Genomic DNA, 1,824 nt, shown 5'->3' on the forward strand with positions numbered 1-1,824 from the left:
CCTGATTGCAGGTTCTTATACACCCTACCTCATGGTGAGTATGAGAGAAGTCGGTGGTTGGGGCTTATTAGCCCTTGTTTGGGGCATTGCATTTTTCGGTATCTTCTTGAAAATACGTTTCAAGCATCGGTTTTCACTTTTGCGCGTCGCGAGCTATCTGCTTATGGGTTGGTTGGTGATTCTAAGTGCTGAGGATTTGCTCGCATCAGTACCGGAAGGAGGAGTGTTTTTACTCGCTTTGGGCGGAATAATCTATACTCTTGGTGTTGTCTTCTATTTGGTCGAACGAATTCCCTATAACCATGCAATCTGGCATCTGTTTGTACTGGGGGGCAGTATTTGTCATTTCTTCAGTGTTTATTACTACGTTTTGCCACCTCAGGTCGCTGTATAATTAAACTTCGGGCTGGTCAGAGATAACTTTTATTAGACTGTCGTCACGGTTTTGTTGCTGCCATTGATCAAAGTAGATTAAGTCCTCCAATGGCAGACGTTCTCGCCACCCCTTGCTTTCGAGTTCGGGCTTCACTTTAAATTCAGAGACATAGCCCATACATAGGTAGGCGACAGGTACGACATGTTCGGGAATGCCTAAAATTGCTTTTACTCTGTCCTGATCAAAGATACTAACCCAGCCAATACCTACATTCTCAGCGCGTGCTGCCAGCCATAAGTTCTGAACGGCACAGACGGTGCTGTTTAAGTCCATGCTTTTTATATGTGTGCGGCCTAGCACAACAGGGCCGCCGCGTTGACGGTCACAGGTGACGACAAGGTTAAGCGGTGAGTCTAAAATTCCTTCGAGCTTCAGAGACTGATACAGGGGCTTCTTGTTGTCCGGAAACATTTCCATTGCTTCGTTATTGGCATCAGTAAAAGCCTCTTGTACTTGTTGTCGAACTGTTTTTGAGCGAACTAACATAAAGTTCCAGGGCTGCATAAAGCCAACCGAGGGCGCATGATGTGCGGCTTTCAATATGCGGGCCAAGACCTCATCCGGAATCGGGTCGGGCTTGAATTCTCCTCTGACATCACGTCGATTAAAAATGGTTTTATAGAGCGCTTCGCGTTCATCGTGCGTAAAGTTTACAGTCTGGTCTTCGGCGGACATTGAAAAAATACTCTATTTGTTACGCTCAGAAATTGACCTTCGAGGCCTGGTTTTTATAAACGAATCAAAGGCATTTTTGCTGGCAACTTGGGCAACACACTGCCGGATTCGTTCAATGCTCGTTTTATCCAAATGATCAACAAGGCCGACTCGTAGCATGGCAAAATCGTTGTTCACAGATATAAGGCGCAAGAGAATACCTGCTTTTGCGAAGAACTCATAGAGTTCGCTGAGATAAGATGGGCTACCTTGGAAGCTAATAAACAGGCCTCTATCAGCTAATAGTTTGAGCGCTTTGTTGTGAACCAAGGGCGCAAATAAGCTTTGGATTTCTTGGGCGCTCTTTTGGATGCGCTTTCGGCTGGCATGTTGCCAGTATCGATCGGGCAGGGCCTTGCTTAATATGTGCATAGCTGGGCCGTTGAGTGGCCAAGGGTTGCTCGGAAACTGTATGCGAGAGAGACTTTTAGGTGAGCCAAATATGAAGCCGGCCCGAATACCGCCTAAGCCGAAGAATTTGCCGCAAGATCTCAGTACTAAAATGTTATCGGGCAGGGGTGGGCGTGAGAGTAGGCTGGCTTTAGGTGTTAGATCGATAAATGCTTCGTCCACGATCAGCATTGCGTCAGTTCCGAGCATGGCAGCCCAGGAGAACAGGCTCTCTAGAGGAATCATGAGCCCGCTTGGATTATTCGGGTTGATAATAAGTAAAT

3 protein-coding genes are annotated in these 1,824 nt (G+C 46.8%); 1 reads left to right on the forward strand and 2 read right to left on the reverse strand.

Annotated features, from left to right (window positions below; all coding sequences use genetic code 11):
* Positions 1–394 (forward strand): hemolysin III family protein (locus A3729_RS21540; RefSeq protein ID WP_197475972.1); only part of this gene is annotated, 394 nt, incomplete at its 5' end.
* Here A3729_RS21540 and bluB read toward each other — a convergent pair.
* Together bluB and A3729_RS21550 are read right to left on the reverse strand one after the other, a co-directional pair.
* A complete protein-coding gene (bluB, locus tag A3729_RS21545) occupies positions 395–1,111 on the reverse strand; it encodes a 5,6-dimethylbenzimidazole synthase (protein WP_068552817.1) in 717 nt (238 codons plus the stop codon).
* Positions 1,112–1,123: 12 nt separating this feature from the next.
* Positions 1,124–1,824: aminotransferase class I/II-fold pyridoxal phosphate-dependent enzyme (locus tag A3729_RS21550; RefSeq protein ID WP_156498063.1), on the reverse strand; the 701-nt coding region annotated here is incomplete at its 5' end.

The organism is Oleiphilus sp. HI0043, assembly GCF_001634935.1.

Bases quoted from the DNA above. Each gene is read 5' to 3' on its own strand.
- bluB (WP_068552817.1), bottom strand. From the start codon at position 1,111: ATGTCCGCCGAAGACCAGACTGTAAACTTTACGCACGATGAACGCGAA.